This window comes from Acrocarpospora macrocephala (genome assembly GCF_009687865.1).
Taxonomy (GTDB): Bacteria; Actinomycetota; Actinomycetes; order Streptosporangiales; family Streptosporangiaceae; genus Acrocarpospora; species Acrocarpospora macrocephala.
Map to the genome: position 1 here is coordinate 16,974 of NZ_BLAE01000063.1, position 21,414 is coordinate 38,387.

20 protein-coding genes are annotated in these 21,414 nt (G+C 69.1%); 16 read left to right on the plus strand and 4 right to left on the minus strand.

What is annotated here, in order from left to right; translation table 11 throughout:
- Window positions 1–14 precede the first annotated feature (14 nt).
- The gene (locus Amac_RS40985) at window positions 15–377 is read right to left on the minus strand and encodes a YciI family protein (RefSeq protein WP_155359825.1); all 363 of its coding nucleotides are present in this window, start codon (window positions 375–377) and stop codon (window positions 15–17) included.
- A 139-nt stretch (window positions 378–516) separates the two neighbouring features.
- On the opposite strand from Amac_RS40985, the gene Amac_RS40990 reads away from it, so the two are divergent.
- The 10 genes from Amac_RS40990 (at window position 517) to Amac_RS41035 (ending at window position 8,662) form a co-directional block, all read left to right on the plus strand.
- The gene (locus tag Amac_RS40990) at window positions 517–1,017 is read left to right on the plus strand and encodes a DinB family protein (protein ID WP_155359826.1); all 501 of its coding nucleotides are present in this window, start codon (window positions 517–519) and stop codon (window positions 1,015–1,017) included.
- A gap of 89 nt (window positions 1,018–1,106) precedes the next feature.
- The gene (locus tag Amac_RS40995) at window positions 1,107–2,906 is read left to right on the plus strand and encodes a glycosyltransferase (protein WP_155359827.1); all 1,800 of its coding nucleotides are present in this window, start codon (window positions 1,107–1,109) and stop codon (window positions 2,904–2,906) included.
- Between the two features lie 88 nt (window positions 2,907–2,994).
- The gene (locus Amac_RS41000; RefSeq protein ID WP_281356398.1) at window positions 2,995–4,002 is read left to right on the plus strand and encodes an energy-coupling factor ABC transporter permease; all 1,008 of its coding nucleotides are present in this window, start codon (window positions 2,995–2,997) and stop codon (window positions 4,000–4,002) included.
- Window positions 4,003–4,755 (plus strand): cobalt ECF transporter T component CbiQ, encoded by a 753-nt coding sequence (gene cbiQ, locus Amac_RS41005; protein WP_155359828.1) that lies wholly within the window; start codon window positions 4,003–4,005, stop codon window positions 4,753–4,755.
- Complete coding sequence (locus Amac_RS41010) at window positions 4,752–5,489, plus strand: energy-coupling factor ABC transporter ATP-binding protein (RefSeq protein WP_155359829.1); 738 nt, start codon at window positions 4,752–4,754, stop codon at window positions 5,487–5,489. The genes cbiQ and Amac_RS41010 overlap by 4 nt, the downstream gene beginning before the upstream one ends.
- A gap of 46 nt (window positions 5,490–5,535) precedes the next feature.
- Window positions 5,536–5,880 carry an STAS domain-containing protein gene (locus Amac_RS41015; RefSeq protein ID WP_155343378.1) on the plus strand — a complete coding sequence of 115 codons (345 nt, stop codon included), beginning with the start codon at window positions 5,536–5,538 and terminating at the stop codon, window positions 5,878–5,880.
- A gap of 33 nt (window positions 5,881–5,913) precedes the next feature.
- Window positions 5,914–6,687 (plus strand): SDR family NAD(P)-dependent oxidoreductase, encoded by a 774-nt coding sequence (locus Amac_RS41020; protein WP_155359830.1) that lies wholly within the window; start codon window positions 5,914–5,916, stop codon window positions 6,685–6,687.
- A gap of 21 nt (window positions 6,688–6,708) precedes the next feature.
- Entirely contained in the window at window positions 6,709–7,473 is a 765-nt protein-coding gene (locus tag Amac_RS41025; protein WP_155359831.1) for a crotonase/enoyl-CoA hydratase family protein, read from the plus strand.
- A 150-nt stretch (window positions 7,474–7,623) separates the two neighbouring features.
- Complete coding sequence (locus tag Amac_RS41030; protein ID WP_155359832.1) at window positions 7,624–8,235, plus strand: rhomboid family intramembrane serine protease; 612 nt, start codon at window positions 7,624–7,626, stop codon at window positions 8,233–8,235.
- Window positions 8,236–8,248: 13 nt separating this feature from the next.
- The gene (locus tag Amac_RS41035) at window positions 8,249–8,662 is read left to right on the plus strand and encodes a BlaI/MecI/CopY family transcriptional regulator (protein ID WP_155359833.1); all 414 of its coding nucleotides are present in this window, start codon (window positions 8,249–8,251) and stop codon (window positions 8,660–8,662) included.
- Here Amac_RS41035 and serC read toward each other — a convergent pair.
- The gene (serC, locus tag Amac_RS41040; RefSeq protein ID WP_155359834.1) at window positions 8,659–9,771 is read right to left on the minus strand and encodes a phosphoserine transaminase; all 1,113 of its coding nucleotides are present in this window, start codon (window positions 9,769–9,771) and stop codon (window positions 8,659–8,661) included. The genes Amac_RS41035 and serC overlap by 4 nt on opposite strands.
- Before the next feature lie 150 nt (window positions 9,772–9,921).
- Between serC and Amac_RS41045 the strand changes: the two genes are divergently transcribed.
- On the plus strand, window positions 9,922–10,725 hold the full coding sequence (locus tag Amac_RS41045) for a LuxR C-terminal-related transcriptional regulator (RefSeq protein WP_218041594.1): 804 nt from the start codon (window positions 9,922–9,924) through the stop codon (window positions 10,723–10,725).
- Between the two features lies 1 nt (window position 10,726).
- Here Amac_RS41045 and Amac_RS41050 read toward each other — a convergent pair whose 3' ends face one another.
- Window positions 10,727–12,286 (minus strand): peroxidase family protein, encoded by a 1,560-nt coding sequence (locus tag Amac_RS41050; protein WP_155359836.1) that lies wholly within the window; start codon window positions 12,284–12,286, stop codon window positions 10,727–10,729.
- 167 nt (window positions 12,287–12,453) lie between these two features.
- On the opposite strand from Amac_RS41050, the gene Amac_RS41055 reads away from it, so the two are divergent.
- The gene (locus tag Amac_RS41055) at window positions 12,454–15,039 is read left to right on the plus strand and encodes an ABC transporter substrate-binding protein (RefSeq protein WP_155359837.1); all 2,586 of its coding nucleotides are present in this window, start codon (window positions 12,454–12,456) and stop codon (window positions 15,037–15,039) included.
- Window positions 15,040–15,057: 18 nt separating this feature from the next.
- Here Amac_RS41055 and Amac_RS41060 read toward each other — a convergent pair whose 3' ends face one another.
- Window positions 15,058–16,140, minus strand: a complete 1,083-nt coding sequence (locus tag Amac_RS41060; RefSeq protein ID WP_155359838.1) for a citrate synthase 2 — start codon at window positions 16,138–16,140, stop codon at window positions 15,058–15,060.
- A gap of 190 nt (window positions 16,141–16,330) precedes the next feature.
- Between Amac_RS41060 and pdxH the strand changes: the two genes are divergently transcribed.
- From pdxH to Amac_RS41080, 4 genes are all read left to right on the plus strand, one after another.
- Complete coding sequence (gene pdxH, locus Amac_RS41065) at window positions 16,331–16,951, plus strand: pyridoxamine 5'-phosphate oxidase (RefSeq protein WP_155359871.1); 621 nt, start codon at window positions 16,331–16,333, stop codon at window positions 16,949–16,951.
- A gap of 53 nt (window positions 16,952–17,004) precedes the next feature.
- Window positions 17,005–18,243: an MFS transporter gene (locus tag Amac_RS41070; protein WP_155359839.1), complete on the plus strand. Its 1,239-nt coding sequence runs from the start codon at window positions 17,005–17,007 to the stop codon at window positions 18,241–18,243.
- 127 nt (window positions 18,244–18,370) lie between these two features.
- Complete coding sequence (locus Amac_RS41075) at window positions 18,371–19,069, plus strand: iron-dependent transcriptional repressor DtxR (protein WP_155359840.1); 699 nt, start codon at window positions 18,371–18,373, stop codon at window positions 19,067–19,069.
- Between the two features lie 102 nt (window positions 19,070–19,171).
- On the plus strand, window positions 19,172–21,394 hold the full coding sequence (locus tag Amac_RS41080) for an ATP-binding SpoIIE family protein phosphatase (RefSeq protein ID WP_155359841.1): 2,223 nt from the start codon (window positions 19,172–19,174) through the stop codon (window positions 21,392–21,394).
- Window positions 21,395–21,414 lie beyond the last annotated feature (20 nt).

Sequence of the window (21,414 nt, forward strand, 5' to 3'; positions counted from 1 at the left end):
GGGCTCGCGGCCGGTCACATCTCGGTGCCGCCGGTGTTCATGACCGGGCGGACTTCGATCGCGGTCAGCCGGGCGTCGGGGATCATGGCGGCCAGTTCTGTCGCGCGTTCGGGCTTGTCGCAGTCGATCACGTAGTAACCCGCCAGGAACTCCTTGGCCTCCACGTACGGGCCGTCGGTCACGGCGGGGACGCCGTCCCGTACCCGGACCGTGGTGGTGCTGGACGGGTCGGCGAGGGCGGTGAAACCGACCAGTTCGCCGGACTCCGTGGTGAGGGCGGTGAAGGCGTCGTGTTCGGCGAAGATGGCGGTTCTCTCCTCCTCGGAGAGCGCGTCCAGGGCGGCGGGGTTGACGTGGATCAGCAGGAGATACTTCATGGTTGCTCCTCGTTGGCCGGCCCCCGGCGGGGCCTCTCATAGAGGGGGTCGGAACGGGAGGCACGTTCTCGACATCCCCCGCTGGCGTGGCCAGAAAATACCGCGAGTTCTGTCGTACCGCGCTGCTACGGTCTGCCGCATGGTCCTACGCGTGCCGTCCACCGGCGGTGAGAAGGAAAGCCTGCGCGCCAGCCTTGACCGGCATCGCGCCGCCATCGACTGGAAGATCTCCGGGCTCGACGACGAGGGCCTGCGCCGCAGGATGACCCCGTCGGGAACGAGCCTGCTGGGCCTGGTCAAACACCTGGCGGCGGTGGAATACGGCTGGTTCAGCCAGACCTTCGGCCGGGAGACCGAGCCGCTTCCGTTCGTGGATGACGATCCGGAGGCCGACCTGCGGGTGGAGCCCGGGGAGAGCACGGCGGAGATCCTCGCGTTCTACGCCCGCGCGCGGGCCGCCTCCGACCGGGTGATCGACGAACTCGACGTCGAGGATCTCGGCAAGGCGTGGTCCGGGCAGACCGTGTCCCTGCGCTGGGTGCTCATTCACATGATCGAGGAGACGGCTCGGCACGCCGGGCACATCGACATCGTCCGCGAGCTGATCGACGGCATGACGGGGGACCACCAGGAGGACTGAGCGAGCGGGCGGGGCAGCACGGTCTGGTCGCGTGTGGAAATCGTCAAGACGGCCCTGCTGAGCTGCGATGGGTTACATAATGAAACGCAATGGATGCGCTAAGTGACTACCCCGTTGATGTCAGCGTGCTCGTCCCTGCGTACAACTGCCGGGCTTTTCTTGATCGTTGTTTGACTTCGTTGCTGGTTCAGCGGGTCAGCAAAGAGATCATCGTGGTGGATGACGGTTCCACGGACGACACCCGGTCGCTGCTGGAGCTGTACGCGCGGCATCATTCCGCGATCACTGTCGTCCATCAGGACCACACGGGCACGCCGGGCAGTGCCCGCAATCGCGCGCTGGCCCGGGCCCGTGGGCGTTATGTGTTCTTTTGCGATGCCGATGATTATCTGGGGCCGCTCGCCCTGGAGAAGATGCTCGCCACCGCGGACCGCAACGGGTCGGACATCGTGCTCGGGAAGGTCGTCGGCCACGGGCGGAAGGCTCCGGTGTCGATGTTCCGGGCCAACGCCGAGCGGGTGACTCTGCAGGGCAGCACGGTCTACAACAGCCTGAACGTCTTCAAGCTCTTCCGGAAGACGATGCTGGACCGGCATCGCATCCGCTTCGACGAGTCGTTGCGGGTCGGGGAGGACATGGAGTTCGCGGTGCACGCGTACTGCCACGCCGACGTGATCTCGATTGTCGCCGACTACGACTGCTACCACCTGATGGATCGGGAGGACGGCTCCAGCCTCATGCAGGAGCCGGGCAGCCGGGAGCCGCTCGCCTGGTTGCGGATGGCCAGGATCCCGATCGCGCGCATGATCCAGCATGTGCCGCCCGGGCCGCTCCGCGATCACCTGCTGGTGCGGCATTTCACCTTTGATGTGCTCGCCCAGCTGGGGGAGCCGTTCCTGGCCGCCGACGAATCCGCGCGCGAGAAGATCGCCGTCGAGGTGGCCGACCTCTGCCAGGAATGGCTGACCGACGGCGTCCGCGCCCGGCTGAGCGCCGCCGACAACACCCGCCTCGCCTCGCTGACCGACCCCGACCGGCTGGTACGGCTCGCGCGCGTGCAAGCCGCCCCCCTCCGCCGCCGCCTGACGGCCCTGGAGTGGACCGGCGACCGCCTGCAGATCTCCGGCAGCGTGAAACTGTCCGGTTTTGAGGGATCCGTCGGGCTGCTGCTGAAAGAGCGCTCCCAGCGGGCCGAATGCCGGATCCCCGTCACCCGGGTCGCCGACCTGTTCAGCGCCACCATCGACGTGGCCGACCTGGCGACCGGCATCTGGGACGTCTTCGTCGCCGTCGAATGCGAGGGCATCCGCCGCCTCGGCCGGCTCGGCGCCGATCGGGACCGGCGGTCGACCCGGCCGGTGCCGCGATTCACCGGCGGGGTGGTGGCGTTGCCGTACCTGACCCGGCCGTACGGCAACCTGAGCCTGGATGTGGGGGGACATGTCGTTCGGGTGCCCGCTTCGGTGCGGTTGACCCGGACCGAGTGGGTGGAGCGGAGGTTTCGGATCGAAGGGCAGGTCATGGTGGGCGGGCGGCCGGGGGCGGCAGCCGTACGGCGCCTGGTCTGGCGGGAACGCCGGACTGGCCGGGAACGCCACGTGGAAGCCGTCGCGACCGGTTCGCGGGGCTTCGCCGCCGAGACCAACCCGCTCGGACGGGGGATCTGGGACGCCTACCTCGAACTCGACATGGGCGGGCCGACGGCGAGATTTCCCGTCAAAGTCGGTGAACCGAAAAGCTTGGAGCGCGCCCGCACCTGGTGGCAGGGCACCACCCGCTGGACCACCCGCCCCTACGCGACCGCGGTCAGCCACCGCCTGAGCACCTCGGTCCGCCGCGCCACCTTCTTCACCCTCGCCCGCCGCGCCTTCCGCAGAATCCGCCTGTGAAGCCGAACGCATGATCGAACAATTCGTTAATGCGAATTATTTGCAACTGCTCTAGCCTTGTGGGCAAGGTTCAGTAATACGCGGAGGTATGGCCGTGCATGTGCCCGATGGGTTCTTTACCGCATCCGTGTCGATAGGGGCGGCCGTGGTGGCCGCCGCCGGAGTGAGCGTCGCGCTGCGCAACGCCAAGCAGGAGCTTGACGATCGCACCGCGCCGATGGCGGGGCTGGTGGCCGCCTTCATTTTCGCCGTCCAGATGCTCAACTTCCCGGTCGCGGCGGGGACCAGCGGTCACCTCCTGGGGGGTGCGCTGGCCGCGATATTGGTCGGGCCGTATACCGCGGTCCTCTGTGTGGCGGTTGTCCTGCTCGTGCAGGGGTTCTTCTTCGCCGACGGCGGGCTGACCGCGCTCGGCATCAACATCACCCTGATGGGGATCGTGACGGCCGCCGTCGCGTGGGGGGTCTTCCGCCTGATCGTGCGGGTGGCGCCCAACCGGACGGCGATCGTGGCCGGCTCGTTCGTGGCGGCGCTGGTGTCGGTGCCGGTCGCGGCGCTGGCCTTCGCGGCGCTGTTCGCGATCGGCGGGACCGCGCCGATCGACGCGGGCGCCGTGGCCGCCGCTATGGGTGGCACGCATGTGCTCATCGGCATCGGCGAGGGACTGATCACCGCCGTGACGGTCAGCAGCGTGCTGGCCGTCCGCCCCGATCTCGTGTACGGCGCGCGCGGCCTGACCAAGCCCCTCGTCCTCAGGACGGCGGACGGCGAACGAGTCGTGGAAGCGCCGCGGGGACCCGAGGCCAAGCCGATCCGGCCGTTCCTGGTGGGCGCGGGGATCGTGTCGCTGCTGCTGGCCGGGGTCGTCAGCTTCTTCGCGTCGAGTTCCCCCGACGGTCTGGAGCGGGTCGCCGAGGACAAGGGCTTCCTCGGCCAGGCCAGTGACCATCTGTTCGGCGGGTCCGCGCTGGCCGACTACGGCGACGTCGGTGGCATCCCGGTCGGGGTCGCGGGCGTGCTCGGCGTGCTGATCACGCTCGCCGTCGGCCTGGGCATCGCCTACCTTGTCCGGCGAAAGCGCAAGGTCACCACGTAAGTGGGCGCCGGACACCACCACCAGCTCTACCGCCCGGGGGACACCCTCGTGCACCGGCTGCCGCCGCAGTGCAAACTGCTGGCGGTGGCCGCGTTCGCGATCGTCGTCGTGGCCACCCCAAGGGAACGATTCCTGGCCTTCGGCGGATATCTCCTACTATTGGCGGCGGTCGCCGCGGTCGCCAGGGTTTCGCCCGGGTTCGTGCTCCGGCGCATGGTGGTCGAGCTGCCGTTCGTGCTCTTCGCGTTCGCGATCCCGGTCATCGGTCTGGGCGAGCGCATCTCGATCTGGGGCGTCTCGCTCAGCGTGGACGGCCTGTGGGCGAGCTGGAACATCCTCGCCAAGGCCACCCTCGGCGTGATCGCCTCCATCCTGCTCGCGGCCACCACCGAACCCCGCAGCATGCTGCTGGGCGCCCAGCGGCTGCGCATGCCCCAGCTGCTCGTGCAGATCGCCACGTTCATGCTCCGCTACCTGGACGTGGTGCTCGACGCCATGCGCCGGATGAAGGTCGCCCGCGAGTCGCGCGGCTTCCAGGCCAGGGACCTCCGGCAGGCCCCGATCCTGGCCAAATCGGCGGGCGCGCTCTTCATCCGGTCGTACGAGCGGGGCGAACGGGTGCACCTGGCCATGCTGAGCAGGGGCTACACCGGCACAATGCCCGTTTATCGCGATATTTCCGCGGACGTTCGCCAGTGGTTGTTCGCGGGCGCGCTCCCTGTCGCGGCGGCGGCCTTACTGTTCATTTCATGACGCTGGAAGTACGGGATCTCGCCTACGCCTACCCCGACGGGACCCAGGCCCTGTTCGGGGTCGACCTGCGGATCTCCCGCGGCGAGCGGGTGGCCCTGCTCGGCCCGAACGGCGCGGGCAAGACCACCCTGGTCATGCACCTGAACGGGATCCTCACGGCCGGGCACGGAACCGTCCGGGTGGCGGGCCTCCAGGTCGGCAAGGAGAACCTCCAGGAGATCAGGCGCCGGGTCGGCCTGGTCTTCCAGGACCCCGACGACCAGCTCTTCATGCCGACCGTCCGCGAGGACGTCGCCTTCGGCCCGGCCAACATGGGCGTCCGCGGGGCCGAACTCGACCACAAGGTCACCGACGCCCTCACCCGCGTCGGCATGCTCGACGCCATCGACCGCCCCCCGCACCACCTCTCCTTCGGCCAGCGCAGGCGCGTCGCCGTGGCCACCGTCCTCGCCATGGACCCCGAAATCCTGGTCCTCGACGAACCGTCCTCCAACCTCGACCCCGCCTCCCGCCGCGAGCTCGCCCAGATCCTGAAAAATCTAGACGTGACCGTGCTGATGGTCACTCACGATCTCCCCTACGCCCTCGAACTGTGCGAACGCGCCCTCATCCTCAGCGACGGAGTCATCGCCGCCGACGGCCCCACCCGCGACATCCTCGCCAACGAGTCCCTCCTGACCGCCCACCGCCTCGAGCTCCCCTACGGATTCGCGATCCCTTCCACGGGGACATGACTGAGGGTGATGCGGAAGTAAAGTGGGGCTCGCGGAGGAGGTTCCTATGAAGCTGCGGCTCGCGCGGAGGTCGCTCTCCGGCGCCGTCGTGGTGGCTGTCGAGGGCGAACTCGATCTGTTCACCGCACCCTTCCTGCGCGATGAGGTCCGCGACGCCATCAAGCAGGATGGCGCCATCCTGGTGCTCGACCTCACCTCGCTGTCGTTCATGGATTCGAGCGGGTTGAGCGTGCTGATCGAGGCGTGGCGGCTGGCCACGAGCGAGGGCGGCGGGGTGACGCTGGCCGCGCCCCAGGCGCCGGTGGCCCGGATCCTGCGGACCACGGGGCTGGATCGGCGGATCAAGGTCTACCCGGATGTCGACACGGCCATTTTGGGGCACCCCGAGTAGAACTTCATTCGGTTGGCGGGTTAGGGTCCGGCTATGGACCTGAAGGATGCAGCAGCAATCATCTCGGGCGGTGCGAGCGGTCTCGGCGAGGCCACAGCCAGGGAACTGGCGGGCATCGGCGCGACCGTGGTCATCGCCGACCTGAACGAGGAGCGCGGCAAGGCGCTGGCCGACGAGCTCGGGGGCGTGTTCGTCCGCACGGACGTTTCGGACGAGGCCTCCGTACAGGCCGCGGTGGACGCCGCGGTGGCGACCGGCAAGCCGTTGCGCGCGGTGATCAACAGTGCCGGGATCGGCTGGGCCTCCCGGACGGTGAACCGGGACGGCTCGCCGCACGACCTCGCCTCATATCGCAAAGTGATCGACGTCAACCTGATCGGGACCTTCAACCTGATGCGGATCGGCGCGGCCGCCATCGCCAAGACCGAGCCGGTGGGGGAGGACAAGGCGCGCGGCGTGGTCATCAACACGGCGTCGGTCGCCGGGATCGAGGGCCAGACGGGGCAGGTGGCCTACTCGGCGTCGAAGGGCGGCATCATCGGCATGACGCTGCCCGCCGCCCGCGACCTGGCCGCCATCGGGGTCCGGGTGTTGACGATCTGCCCGGGCATCATCGACACCCCGATCTACGGCTCCGGGCCCGAGTCGGACGCGTTCAAGGCGCAGCTGTCCGCGCCGGTGCCGTTCCCCAAGCGCATGGGCCGCGCGTCGGAGTTCGGCCACCTGGTCCGGGCCCTGGTAGAGAACGACTACATGAACGGTGAAGTCATCCGCTTCGATGGCGGCATCCGATTCCAGCCGAAGTAACCCAAGCCTTGGAGAGGTCTCGTGTCTGACGAGGTTCTGGTAGAAACCGACGGCGGCGTGGCCGTCATCACGATCAACCGGCCGAAGGCGAGGAACGCGGTCAACGGCGCGGTGGCGCGCGGCATCGCCGCGGCCGTGGACGAGCTGGACGCCCAGGTGGACGTCTCCGCCCTGGTCCTCACCGGCGCGGGCGGCACGTTCTGCTCGGGGATGGACCTGAAGGGCTTCCTGGCCGGGGACTTCCCGGCGCTGGAGGGCCGCGGGTTCGGCGGTCTGGTGGAATCGCCGCCCAAGAAGCCGCTGATCGCGGCTGTCGAGGGGTACGCGCTCGCGGGCGGCTTCGAGCTGGCCCTGGCCTGCGACCTGATCGTGGCGTCGGAGGAGGCCAAGTTCGGGCTGCCGGAGCCCAAGCGTGGTCTGGTGGCCGCCGCCGGCGGGATCATGCGGTTGCCGCGGCGCATCCCGTACCATGCGGCGATGGAGATCGCGCTCACCGGCGATCACTATCCGGCGGCGCGCCTGTACGAGCTGGGCCTGGTGAACCGGGTCACGCCGGCCGGGGGAGCGCTGGCGGGCGCGCTGGAGCTGGCCAAGAAGATCGCGGAGAACGCGCCGCTGGCGCTGACGGCGACCAAGAGGATCGTCCTGGAGTCCCAGGATTGGTCGCAGGAGGAGATGTTCGCCAAGCAGAGCGAGATCGTCAATCCGGTCTTCGGCTCGAAGGACGCGATGGAGGGCGCGGCGGCTTTCGCTGAAAAGCGCGCGCCCAATTGGCGGGGCGAGTAGCTCGGGAACCCCGTGAGGCTGCGCCGGTGTCTGGACTGAGGAGCGAAGCGACGAGGGAAGACACCGGGGTTGAGCAGCCGAACCGCGATGCGCAGCATCGCAATCAATAGGTAGTCCGCGCTCATGGCTGGAACTGCGTACGGTAAAGGCATGAGCGACGGACTCCCCCTCAACAACCCGACCCCCCGGGAGCGCACGGCCAGCCTGCTGTCCGGGGCCCTCGGCAGCGTCATCGTCATGCTGTTCCTGGTCGGCGGCATGTGGGCGCTGGAAATCGTCGACTACCTCCAGGACGGCGCCCTGGACCGGTATGGCATCGTGGCCCGGGACCCGGACGGCCTGGTCGGCATCTTCGCCGCGCCGTTCCTGCACGCGGGCTTCCCGCACCTGATCGCGAACTCGCTGCCGCTGCTGATCCTGGGGTTCCTGGCCGCGATCCGGGGAGTGGGCCGGTTCCTGGGCGTGAGCCTGATCATCATCGTGGTGAGCGGCCTGGGCGTCTGGCTGATCGCCCCGCCGAACACGGTGACGATCGGCGCCAGCGGGCTGGTATTCGGCTATTTCGGTTATGTCGTGGGGCGCGGGCTATTCGACCGCCGGATTCTCGACATCGTGCTGGCCGTAGTCGTCGCGGTCATGTACTACTCGATTATTTTCGGGATTCTGCCCGGCGAGGAGGGAATCTCCTGGCAGGGCCACCTGTTCGGCCTGATCGGCGGAGTCCTGGCGGCCTGGCTGCTGCGCCGCAGGCGGGAGTACTGACACAATTGTTCTTGTGAATTTGGGCCCCCTGGAGCGTGCGATCATGGACGTGATCTGGGACGCCAAGAAATCCCTGCTCATCCGTGAGATCCAGGAGCAGCTCAACGACGGCGCCGAGAAGCCGCTGGCGTACACCACGATCCAGACGGTGGCCGAGCGGCTGGTCCGCAAGGGCCTGCTGAGCAGGGCCCCGGAGCGTAAGGCGTTCCGCTACGGCGCGGCCCGCTCGCGCGCCGAGCACCTCACCGAGCTGATGCTGGACGCGCTGGCCGAGAGCCCGGACCGGTCGCCGGTGCTGAGCAGGTTCGCGCAGAGCGTCGATCTGGACGACGCCCTGCGCCTGCTGGACGAGCTGGCCCGCCGGGCCGGGCGAGGTCCGGCCGAGCAACCGCCCGGCTGGGTGCCCCCGCCCGGTCAGGGCGACTAGAGCCGCTCGACGACGTAGTCGACGCAGACCGTGAGCGCTTCGACGTCGGCCGGGTCGATGGCCGGGAACATGGCCACCCGCAGCTGGTTGCGGCCCAGCTTGCGGTAGGGCTCGGTGTCCACGATGCCGTTGGCGCGCAGCGCCTTGGCCACCGCGTCGGCGTTCACCGAGTCGTCGAAGTCGATCGTGCCGACCACGTTCGAGCGCTGCGCCGGGTCGGCCACGAACGGCGCGGTGTAGGCGGTCTTGTCGGCCCAGGTGTAGAGCCGGGACGCCGAGTCGGCGGTCCTGGCGGTGGTCCAGGCCAGGCCGCCGTTGCCGTTCATCCACTCGATCTGGTCGGCCAGCAGGAACAGCGTCGCCACGGCGGGCGTGTTGTAGGTCTGGTCCTTGGCCGAGTTGTCGATCGCGGTCGGCAGGCTGAAGAACTCGGGGATGTATCGCCCGGACGCGGCGATCTCCTCGACCCGGGCCAGCGCGGCCGGGGAGAACAGGCCCAGCCAGAGGCCGCCGTCGGAGGCGAAGCTCTTCTGCGGCGCGAAGTAGTAGACGTCGAAGTCCCCGGCGGCGACCGGCAGGCCGCCCGCGCCGCTGGTGGCGTCCACCAGGACCAGCGCGTCGCCCGAGCCGACCCGGGAGATCGGCATGGCCACGCCGGTGGAGGTCTCGTTGTGGGTCAGCGCGTAGACGTCCACGCCGGGCTCCTCGACCGGCAGCGGGTGGCTGCCGACCGCGGCGGAGATGACCGAAGGATCGGCCAGCCAGGGGGCCTTCTTGACGACCGCGCCGAACTTGGACGAGAACTCGCCGAAGTGCAGGTGCTGGGACTTCTCCCGGATCAGACCGTGCGCCGCGATGTCCCAGAACGCGGTGGTGCCGCCGTTGCCGAGCACGACCTGGTAGCCCTCGGGCAGCGAGAACAGGTCGGCGAGGCCGGAGCGGATCCGGGCCACGAGGTTCTTGACCGGCTGCTGGCGGTGCGAGGTGCCCATCAGGCTCGCGCCCGGCCCGGCGAGGGCCGCCAGCTGCTCGGGACGCACCTTGGAAGGCCCGCAGCCGAAGCGGCCGTCGGCGGGCTTGAGGTCAGCGGGAATCACGATGTCAGCCACTCAACCAAGCCTACTGAGGGGGTGCGGTGGTCCGGACCCGGGTCCGAATCCTGAGATGGAGCTCCCCCTTGACGTAACGGACCGCAGCTCCCATTGTTCGGCATGAGGAGTCGCTCCCACTCCGCCCTAGCGAAGTGTGAGATCACGCATATGGCCGATTCCGGTGGCACCCTCTCCGAGCGCGAACTCACCGTGCTCTCGTTGATCGGCGCGGGCAGCAGCGCGAAGCACATCGCCGCGCAACTCGGGATCAGCGCGTCCACGGTGGAGAGCCACAAACGTCGCATCTACGCCAAGCTCGGCGTCACCCACCAGAGCCAGGCGGTCTCGCAGGCCATCGCGCTGGGCCTGTTCGACACCCCGCCGAAGGATCGGGACGAAGCCGAGATGGTGGTCGTGCACGCCCGGCCGGGCGCGCCGGTGGACCAGGTCACCCAGGCCCTGCTCGGCCACGGCCGCCCGTTCGTGCTGACGCCCGAACTGGACCCCGCCCTGTGGCGCTGGCGGGGCCGGTTCATCACCGTGCTGATGGATCCGGCCCCGCCCGACTGGCAGGCCACCGCCCGATTCCGCGCCCCGGTGGTGGTGATCCCGTCGGTACGGCCAGGCGACGGCCTCGTCCGGGAGGCCATGCGGTACGGCGCCCGCGCCCTGGTCTGGCTGGAGGACGTGCCCGACCTGCTGTGCACGACCCTGGCCATGGTCGCCCACGGCTACGTGATCATGGCGGGCACCCACCTCCCCGCCGGTCCCTCGCCGGAGCTGAGCGCCAGGGAACGCGACATCCTCGACTCGATCGCCACCGGCCACACCCTCCAGCAGACCGCCCGCTCCCTCGGCATCTCGGTCAAGACCGTGGAGAACACCCAGGGCCGCCTGTTCCGCAAGCTGGGGGCCCGCAACCGGCCGGAGGCCCTGACGAACGCCTACCGCCAGGGCCTGGTGCCGGGCTGAGCTACTGGCCGCGGCTGGTGGGATCGACCCGGGCGAAGGTGAGCAGGTCGACCATGCGGAAGTCGCCGGCGCCGCCCGAGCGCCGGGGCAGGGTCGGCACCCAGGACGGGTTGGTGCGCAGGTAGGAGGCGTTGTCGAGCTGGAGCAGGCCGATGAAGACCTCGCCGACGATGCGGGCGCCCACGCCGGCCAGCTTCAGGCCGCCCGCGACCTCGGCCTCCTTGAGGATGTAGTACCAGAGCGGGGTGCTGGCGGGCAGGCCGTGCCCGAGTGCCTGCAGCTCCGGGAAATGCTGGGACTCCAGAGCCGGGACGCCGATCGCCCGCGCGATGTTCTGCCCGGACGGGATCGACCAGGTCACGTGGCGCAGCAGGTTGCGCTGCACCAGCGAGGTGGGCGGGTCGCCGGACGCGATCGCGGCCAGCGGCAGGTTGAACAGCGGGGTCGAGATCTTGGTGTCGATGCGCTTGTTGGGCCGGACCTGGCCGTCGCCGAAGTCGAAGAAGGTCTGCCAGCCGATGAAGCGCCGCGGCGCCCTGGCTCCGCCGCGCAGGTCCACGGGGTCGGCTTGGCCCAGCCCGGCCGGGTCGAAGATGAAGCCGAAGAACGCCGAGCCGTCGCTGTTGCCGGCCAGGTTGGCGCGGTAGGACGGCCGTACCATGCTGTGCCCGAACCGGTAGCAGGCGCCCTGGAACTCCACCGGGATGAACTGCTGGCCGGGCGCGGGCCGGTAGAACCGGCGCCCGCCGGTGAGGATCGCGTTGACCACGTCCTGGCCGATGACCAGGGGCAGGAACTCGTGCAGGATGATCCACTGGTAGTGCCAGCGGACCAGCTGCTGGGCGGCGGCGAAGACGTTCGCGCCCTGGCCCTGGGCGCGCAGGTGGTCGACCACCCGGTTGTGGAACAGCAGGAACGCGCAGTGCAGGCCGGAGATGATCAGGTTCTCGTCGTTGCGGGGGTCGCCGATGATGGCCTGGCCGTTGGCCATCCGGGGCAGGTCCTCGAACAGGCCGCCGCTCTCGACCTTGAGCTTGGCGGTGTCGGCGGGGTTGTAGAGCTGCGGGTCGGCGACCGGGCCCCGGCCGTAGACCGAGTCCAGGTCCAGGCCGGGCGTTCGGGTGTTGGGGGTCGCCTCCGGCGCGGTCACCGTGCCGAGCGGGGAGGACCGGTCGAACGTCATGTCGTGGTCGAGGAACTGGCCGAGGAAGGTGACACCCGCCGTGTGGGTGGCATTGTCGAGATTGTTAGGGCTGAGTTCGGGGTTCGTGATCAGCCGGATCGGGCCTTCCGCCAGCGGGTCCTTGGCGTCCACGATGCCGCCCGGGCGGCCCATTTCCACCAGGGCGTTTCGCAGGCTGGGCGGGTTGAAATCGGCGAACGGCGGCAGGGTGAAGATACGTCCGAAACGGTCGGGCGGGACCGCCGTTCCGCCTGCCTGCGTGGTGACTGTCCTGGCTATCGCTTCGGCTGGGGCCAAGGTCAGCGCCCCAGCTCCCGCGCCCAGGCCGGCGAGAAATCCCCGCCGGCTCACTCCCCGGTCCGGTCCGTGCTCGGCCATCGAGGCTCCTGTGGCTTAGCGGCATTTGTCCGGGAATTATGTAATCCGTAACTTTCGCGACTCAAGGGACATCGGTTGACAATAAACCCTTAAGGGGAGTTATCTGGCAATTTACCCCTAATCGGAATTGGGGGTAAATTGAATAAGGGTTGAGCGGAAGGATGCGGATGATCGCGGCGGATCAGCGGCGACTGCACGGGGTGCTGGAGGGGCTCCTGCGGCGGCCCTCGTTCTGGCGGCGGGATCCCGCGTTGCCGGTGCTCCTGCTGGTCGGCGAGCAGTCCCCGGCCGCCGCGCTCGCGCTGGCGGAGCCGTTCAAGGGGAGCCTGCCGTACGCGGCACCGGCCGGGGAGGAGCTCAAGGACGTCGCGGCGCTGGTCAACGCGCTGGCGGGGGAGAACGGGGATCTGGGCGCGTCGGTCGGCGGGTCGTTCCTGCCGGCGCCGCGGTTTCCGCTGGCGCAGTTCGTGCTGTGGGCGCGGGAGCAGCGTGCGTTACGACCGGAGGACTGGACCGGGGTCTGGCCGCCCGCGCCCGAGTCGCGCAAGGGCCAGGACGAGTTCCGTGCCCGCTACCGGAAATGGCGCTGGGAACGCTACGGCGAGCGCCGGGTCCGGCGGACCGCCGCCGACTTCGTCGTCCGGGCCGCCACCACCTGGGTGCCGCTCGGCATGGCCGTGGCGCTGCTGGCCGGGTGGGATGTCGTCGATCTGCTCTCGCTCATCCCCTGGGTGGTTGGTCTGATCGTGGCCGCCGCTGGCACCGCGGTGCAGGCCGCGTTGTCGATCAGGGGCACCTTCTTCTCCGGGTGGTTTCGCCGCCACCGCTACGAGAATCTTCGCCGTAAACGCTTCGAAAGCCGCCACAAGTACGCGCTCCGCCTGGCCGCCGTCCCCGACCTGGACGAACTGCTGGTGTACGCGATGTTCCAGGATCTGCGGCAGGCGTACCAGAAGTGGTTCATCCCCTGGCCGAGCTGGGGCCGCGGCTGGTACTGCCTGCTGGTCCTGGCGGAACCGGGCACCGGGGGAACACGCTTCCTGAGCGTGATGCGCGATGTCATCGCCGATACCGGCATATATCCGCCGATGCTCGTGCTCGCCGCCGGAGACGCGCCGCTCCCGGCCACCCCACCGGTACGGCCGCTGGAACGCCTCCCCGAAGCGATCGACGACTGGCGAGCCCAGGTGCCCGACCTCTTCATCCCGGTCACCGTGAATGAGTCTGAACTCTCCGACATAGGGGTATTTCGCCCCACGCCGCTGCGGGCCTTCGGCTACTGGGCGGTGGTCGCGCTGCTGGCCTTCGGGCCGCTCGCGGTGGTGGGCCGAACCTGGATCGGCTGCGGCGGCGGGCTGCGCGAGGTCGCCGGGCAGTGCGTCGGCCTCAGCGACGACCTGAACGAGATCGACCCCGACCCGCTGCTGGCTCCCGTCCTGGAGCGGATCCAGCGGCAGAACCGCGACGTCGAGGACAACCAGCGGGTGATCACGGTCTTCTACCTGGGCCCGCTGACCACCAACCGGAGTGGCGGCGACCAGATCAGCGGCTCGATGGGGGAGCTGGCCGGGATCGCCGCCCTGCAGCTGGCCTACAACCGGCTGCACAGCTGGCAGATCAGGGTGGAGTTCGCCAACGCGGGCCAGGACTTCGTCAGCGCCGCGTACGCCGCCCAAATGATCAAGGATCGGGCGGCCGGGGATCCCGACATCGCGGGGGCGATCGGGTTCGCCTGGAGCCGTATCGAGACGCAGGACGCGATCCGGCTGCTCAGCGACGCGCACATGCCGATGCTGAGCACCACCAACACCGCCGACACCACGCCCCTGGTGTACGGCAGGAAGCCCTCCCCGTCCTTCTTCCGGATGGCCGCCCCCAACTCGGCTCAGGCCAAAGCCGCCGAATACTGGCTGCGGCAGGGCCTGCCCGGCGGCAGTAAGGTGCCCACCGACAAGGTCGCCATCCTGCTGGAAGTCGACGAGCTCAAGCGCGAGCTCTACAGCCAGGACCTCGCCGACGGCCTCACCAAGCGGCCCGGGGCGCTCTACGCCAAAGCCAGGCAGTACGTCTTCCGGGACGGTGACCAGCTGGCCGCCCAGGTCGACCAGGCCTGCCAGGACGGCGCGGCGGTGCTCTTCTACACCGGGCGCTCCAGCTATCTGGGCACCCTGATGGACACCAAGGAACACCAGTGCGACGGCGCGGTACGGGTGCTCGCCGGGGACGAGGTGACCGGGCGGCTGTCGCAGATCCTGGCCGACGGATCATCGGTCAACAACCCCGAGATCTCCTTCATCGCGCTGAACGACGCGCGCGCCGAGCAGGACGGCTCCGGCGCGATCAACGACACCCAGCGGGAGATCGAGGCGTGGATCCGGGACGTGCTGCCCGAGCGCGGCCGGTCGGTGTCGCGGGTGCACGCCCGGATGGGCTACGACGCGCTCCTGGCGATCACCAGCGCCATCGACCAGATCAAGGCCACCAACGTGGATCCGGCGGTGAACATCGCGCAGAGCGTCGCGTACAACCTGCGCGGGCTTGGGGTGGACGGGCACATCCAGGGTGCGACCGGGAGCTTCTACTTCTCCACCGACGCCGACTTTCACACCGCGCTGCCCCGGGAGCTGTGGCTGTTCTCCAGCGAGCGGGGCCAGGCCGTCCCGGTGCTGCGCGGCAAGTGCACCGTGGATTCGAACAAGTCCGATCCCGCCGAACTCGACGTCAGCTGCACGACAGAGCCCGCGACTCCATGAGCCGCGGGCTGGTCACAATTAGCGCTTGACGTCGGCTAGCGAGCGCAGCGGCGGGCCCACATAGGTCGCGCTGGGGCGGACGAGCCTGCCCGTGCGCTTCTGCTCCAGGATGTGGGCGGCCCAGCCGGCCGTGCGGGCGCAGGTGAACATCGAAGTGAACATGTGCGAGGGGACGTCGGCGAAGTCCAGGATGACCGCGGCCCAGTACTCCACGTTGGTGGCGAGCACCCGGTCCGGCTTGCGCGCGTGCAACTCTTCCAGCGCGGCCGTCTCCAGCGCCGCCGCCACCTCGTACCGAGGCGCGTCCAGCTCCTTCGCGGTCCGCCGCAGCACCCGGGCCCGCGGGTCCTCGGCCCGGTACACCCGGTGCCCGAAGCCCATCAGCCGCTGGCCCTTGTCCAGCTCGCTCTGCACCCACTTCCGGGCGTCGCCCATCTGCTCGACGCCCTCGATCATGTGCAGCACCCGAGCCGGGGCGCCGCCGTGCAGCGGGCCCGACATGGCCCCCACCGCGCCGGACAGGGCCGCGGCCACGTCCGCGCCGGTCGAGGCGATCACCCGCGCGGTGAACGTGGAGGCGTTCATGCCGTGCTCGGCGGCCGAGGTCCAGTACGCGTCGATGGCCTTGACGTGCCGCGGATCGGGATCGCCCCGCCAGCGGATCATGAAACGCTCGACTATGGTCTCCGCCTCGTCCACCCGCCGCTGCGGCACCATCGGCAGGCCGAGGCCACGGGCGGACTGGGCGACGAACGACAGCGCCGTCACCGAGGCGCGGGCGAGATCGTCGCGGGCCTGGGCGTCGTCGATGTCGAGCAGGGGCCGGAAGCCGTACGCGGGCGCCAGCATGGCCAGAGCGCTCTGCACGTCGACCCGGATGTCACCGGAATGGACGGGAACGGGGTACGGTTCCGCCGGGGGGAGGCCCGGCTCGAACTCGTTGTCGACCAGCAGACCCCAGACGTTCCCGTAGGAAACCCGGCCGACCAGCTCCTCGATGTCGACGCCCCGGTATCGCAGGGCGCCCCCTTCTTTGTCCGGTTCCGCGATCTCGGTCTCGAAAGCTACCACGCCTTCGAGCCCGGGTTTAAAGTCGGACACTCTCGGCCGCCTCCCTCTCTTGTGAAGTCAAAAAGCCTTGATGTCGAGATACCGGCGGGTCAATTTAACCTCTCGCGTTCCTGCGGGTCGCCCCCGGTCCCTCCCAAACGCCGTCGTCCCAGGTAGGGGGTCGTGCGTCAGACATCTACCAAGCGCGCAAGAATACCTTTTCGTGGACAGCGAGACGCACATGGCGGGGCTCCGCCGCAGCTACAACGGCGAGCCCCTGCTCGACGTGGCCGACGACCCGGTGGCGCAGTTCACCAGGTGGTTCGCCGACGCGGTCGACGCCGGGCTCCCGGAACCCAATGCCATGATTCTGGCAACCAGCTCGGCCGGGGGAAGACCCTCGGCGCGGACAGTTCTGCTGAAAGGCTTCGACGAGCAAGGTTTCACGTTCTTCACCAACTACGAGTCGCGGAAGGGGCGCGATCTGGCCGAGAACCCGCGCGCGTCGCTGGTCTTCCCGTGGCATGCGATGCGCCGCCAGGTCCGGGTGGAGGGGTCGGCCGTGCGGGTCGCGCGCGAGGAGACCGAGGCCTACTTCCGGTCCCGGCCGTACGGCTCGCGCATCGGGGCGTGGGCCTCCCGGCAGTCGGCCGTGGTGCGATCCCGGGAGGAACTCGACCAGCGGTATGCCGAGCTCGCCGCGCGGTGGCCGGAGGATCCGCCGGTGCCGGACTTCTGGGGTGGCATCCGGATAGTCCCGAGCGAGATCGAGTTCTGGCAGGGCCAAGCCGACCGCATGCACGACCGCCTCCGCTTCCGCCGCTCCGCCGGCCGCTGGATCCTGGAACGCCTGGCTCCCTAGGTTGCGCCCCCTGATCGTGGGGGACATTTCCTGACGTGGGAGGCTTGGTGATCGTGAGCTTTGCTAAAGGTCTCCTGAAACGGCACTTTGTCGACACCAGGCCGATCCAGATCCCCGATTACCGCCGTCTCCTGACCGGGCAGGCGGTGGCATTCGTCGGATTCCAGCTCACCGCCGTGGCCGTCAGCGCCGAGGTGTACGCGCTGACCCGCTCCTCGTTCTGGGTCGGCATGCTCGGCCCGGTCGCCCTGGTTCCCCTGATCGTCTTCGGCCTGTGGGGCGGCGCCATCGCCGACGCCATGGACCGCCGCAAGCTCCTGCTGGCCGCCTCCCTGATCAGCTGGTCGGCCACGCTCGTCCTGCTGGTCAACGCCTTCACCCTGCAGAACGTGTGGGTGATCATGGCGGCGGTGGCCGTACAGTCCACGGGGTTCGCCGTCGCCTCGCCGACCCGCAACGCGATCATTCCCCGGCTGGTGCCCACCCCGCTGGTGCCCGCGGCCAACACGCTCAACTTCCTGTTCAGCAGCATCGCCTCGGTGCTCGGCCCGCTGCTCGGCGGCGTCATCCTCGCGGGCGGCGGGTACGGCTTCGCGTACCTCATCGACGCGGTGCTGTTCACCGCCAGCCTGTACGCGGCGCTGCGGCTGCCGGCGCTGGAGCCGCTCGGCGAGGTGACCGCGCCGGGTTTCCGCGCGGTGATCGGCGGGCTGCGCTACATCATGGCCGCGCCGATCGTGCTCATGTCGTTCGTGGTGGACATCATCGCGATGGCGTTCGCGATGCCCCGGGCCATGTATCCGGAGATGACCGCGATCAGGTTCGGCGACTCCGGCATCGCCTACGGCTGGCTGTCGGCGGCGATCGCACTGGGGGCGGTGGCCGGCGGGCTGTTCTCCGGCTGGGTGGGCCGGGTGCGGCGGCAGGGTCTCGCGCTGACGTTCGTGATCGTGGTGTGGGGGCTCACCGTGGCCGCCGCCGGGTTAGCCCAGGCGCTCTGGCTGATGGTGCTGCTGCTGGCCTTCGGCGGCTTCGCGGACCTCGTCTCCGCGGTGTGGCGGCAGACCATTCTCCAGACGTACGCACCCGACGAGATGCGCGGCCGGTTGCAGGGGGTCTTCTTCGTGGTCGTGGCGGGCGGGCCACGCCTGGGCGACCTCCGGGCGGGCACCACGGCCTCGACGTTCGGGCTCGTCCCGGCCTGGGTCGGCGGCGGGCTGTTGTGCGCGGTGACGGTGGTGATCGTGGGGCTGTCGGTGTCCTCGTTCCGCCGATATCAGGTTCGGTCCTGAGGCGGTCTCCGGACGTGGAAGGATTCAGATCCCTCGCACGTTGCCAATCGTGCACTGGTTCACCGCTGAGTTCGGCTGAACCCGCTGGTAGGTCGTAGCATCGAGGGCAGACCGGGAGGAAGACGTTGTGACCGCACACGGCCTGATCGACACGACGGAGATGTATCTCCGGACGATCTACGAGCTGGAAGAGGAAGGCATCGTCGCGTTGCGCGCGCGCATCGCCGAACGACTGCAGCAGAGCGGCCCCACGGTCAGCCAGACGGTGGCGCGGATGGAGCGCGACGGCCTGGTCAAAGTGGAGGGCGACCGGCATCTCACCATGACCGACCTCGGGCGCACGCTCGCGATCCGGGTGATGCGCAAGCACCGCCTGGCCGAGTGCCTGCTGATCCAGGTGATCGGCATGCCGTGGGAGGAAGTCCACATCGAGGCGTGCCGGTGGGAGCACGTCATGTCCGACTCGGTGGAAGCCCGGCTGGTGAAGCTGCTGGACAACCCCACCGAATGCCCGCACGGGAACCCCATCCCCGGCCTGGACGAGCTCGGAGCGTCCGGTTTGGAGGAATATGAGGCGGTCTCCGCGATGGCTGATCTGGCCGGACCCCGAGATATACCCGTTGTGGTTCGCCGAATTAGCGAACAAGTGCAAAGCGATCCCGCTGTGATGCTTAAACTCAAGCAAGTTGGGATACAACCCGGACGCGAGGTGACGCTCGCGGCGAGCGACGATGGTGTGCGGGTGACAGGTGACGACGAAGCGGACAACACTCTCGCGGAGCTACCGCGTGATGTCGCCACGCACGTTTTCGTCACCAGACGTTAATCCCAGTGATCCTTTTCGGGAGCCCCTCCTCTCCCACGACAGCGCAGGCTCTGTTCAGGCAGGAGCACCCGTGGTCCGCATGCCCCGAGGGGTGGTCGTTGGATGAAACGTTGGGGGGATTTGTCGCAGGACACCGCCGACCATCTTTCCGCCGCGTCAGTCCTTGACCACGCGGAGATGGCGGTCGTCGTCACCGACCGTTTCAGTAACGTCCTCTACTGGAACCCGTTCGCGGAGCGCCTGTTCGGGCGGCCCGGCCAGCACGGCATGGACGACGTGCTCTCGCTCGGGATGATGGAGAAAGACCATCCGCTCGCCGTGGACCTGGCCAAACATGTCCTGAAGGGCAATGTTTGGGAAGGCACGTTCGATGTCGTACGCGTCGACGGCACGATGATCTACGTGCGGGCGCAGGCGGTGCCGATGCGGCATCCGTCCGGTTCGGTGACCGGGATCGTGATCACCGCCCGGGAGGCGATGCGCAGCAACGAGCGCGAGAAGGACCGGTTCGGGCTGCTGGAACGCATCGGCGAGCGCCTGGCCGGCTCGTTGTATGTGGAGGAGACCCTCAACCGGGTCGCCGAGATGCTGGTCCCGCAGTTCGCCGACCACTGCTTCATCGAACTGATGGAGGGGGACCGGCTGATCCGCAAGGTGTCCACGCACGTGGGCACCTGGACGCCGCCGCCGGACACCTGGATGCCGGTCGGCTCCGAGATCCGCTACCCGCAGGGCCACTACGGCGACGCCGCCCTGCGCCGCCAGGAGACCATCCTGGTCGAGGACTTCTCCCAGGTCAGCTACCCCTCGCCGAGCGAGGGCGCGGCCCGTCTTTGCGGCGAGATCGGCATGACCTCCGCCATCGTCGCGCCGCTGTGCGCCCGGGGCGAGACCCTCGGCCTGATGTACCTGGCGATGTCCAACCTCACCGACCGCCGCTCCCCGCACTACGACGCCTTCGACCGCGACTTCGTCGGCGCCATCGCCACCCGGGTCGCGCTCGCCGTCGACAACGCGCTGCTGTTCGAGGAGGAACGGCACACCGCCGAGTCCTTCCAGAAGCACCTGCTGCCCCGCGAACTGCCCATGCTGGACGGCCTGGAGATCGCCGTCCGCTACTACCCCGCCGCCCCCCTGGCCAGCCACGGCCAGGGCATCCAGACCCAGGTCGGCGGCGACTGGTATGACGTGATCCCGCTCTCCGCCGGGCGCGTCGGCATCGTCATCGGCGACGTCGAAGGCCGCGGCGCCAAAGCCGCCGCCGTCATGGGCCAGCTCCGCGCCGCGCTCCGCGCCTTCGCCCAGGACGACAAACCCCCCGCCGACATCCTGGCCCGCCTCGACGAGTGGACCAGGGTCGTCGCCGCCCCCGAACACGACGACTTCGGCGCCGACGTCACCAGCCCGCCGATCGTCACCTGCCAGTACCTGGTGTACGACGCCTGGTCCCGCCAGCTGTCCTTCGCCAACGCCGGGCATTCACCGCCCCTGCTGATCGTGGACGGCAGCGTCACCGAACTGGACATCACCGAGGTCGGCCAGCCGCTGGGGGTTCGGGCCTCTGGCATGCACGCCGACCTGGTCTACAAGGAGGAGACCCGGGTCCTGCCACCCGGCGCCACCCTGCTCCTCTACACCGACGGCCTGGTCGACCGACGGCCTGCCCGTGGCACCGACGAACCTTCCCTGTCGGACGACGAAACCCTGCAGATTCTCTGCGACAAGGTCGCGAAGATCGCCAGCGAGTCGGTCGAACGAATAGCCGACACCGCCACCGTCGCCGTCCCCGGCGAGATCGACGACGACATGGCCATCCTCGTCGTACGGTCGGTCGGCACCGAACTCGAATTCGAGGAACGCACCTTCCCCGCCCAGCCCATCATGGTCGGCGAAGCCCGCCGCATGGCCTCCGAAGCCTTCGCCAGCTGGAACGTCCCCGAAGAACGCGGCGACCTGGCCTGCCTGCTGGTATCCGAGGTGGTCACGAACGTGGTCCTGCACGCGGCGGCGGCCAGCGTGCCCCGCCGCGAACTCGCCCTCGACGGCCCGCCCCTCCCGTTCGACGAATCCTGGGACGTGCCCGGCCTGGACGAGGATGTCGCCAACGACAAGGAGTTCACCCTGCGCCTGCGGCGCGGCGACGAGTCCATCTGGGTCGAGGTCTTCGACCAAGACCTGCGCCTCCCACGCATCCGCAGCGCTGGCGAGAACGACGAGGGCGGCCGGGGTCTCTACCTGGTCGACCAACTGGCTCGCCGCTGGGGTTCCCGCCCCACCAAAGAGGGCAAGGCCGTCTGGTTCGAGATCCCCCTCGGCGGTCGCTGACTTCACCTCTTGATGCGCGA